General features: G+C 69.4%; 1 protein-coding gene. It reads left to right on the top strand.

All coding sequences use genetic code 11. The features are described from left to right. Positions 1-255: contractile injection system protein, VgrG/Pvc8 family (locus tag QMX85_RS23440; protein ID WP_282344965.1), on the top strand; the 255-nt coding region annotated here is incomplete at both ends.

Raw genomic sequence — 255 nt, 5'->3', positions numbered from 1 at the left:
GAGTCGTTCCTGCACCGGCCCGCGTTTCTGGCCTTTTCCCACGCCGGTGGCGGCGTTCACGGGCTGGTCCGGCGCATCGCCCAGGGCGAGTCCGGCAAGCGCCTGACCCGCTATCGGATGACCCTGGTGCCGCAGCTGGCGTACCTGGCCTATCGGATCAACCAGCGCATCTTCCAGCACCTGAGCGTGCCGCAGATCGTCGCCCAGGTGCTCGAGGAGCACGGCATCCTCGCCGGCGCCTACCGCTTCGGGCTG

This window comes from Pseudomonas sp. PS02288 (genome assembly GCF_029959715.1).
Lineage (GTDB): Bacteria > Pseudomonadota > Gammaproteobacteria > Pseudomonadales > Pseudomonadaceae > Pseudomonas_O > Pseudomonas_O kuykendallii.
This window is presented reverse-complemented; position numbering and strand designations above follow the sequence as displayed.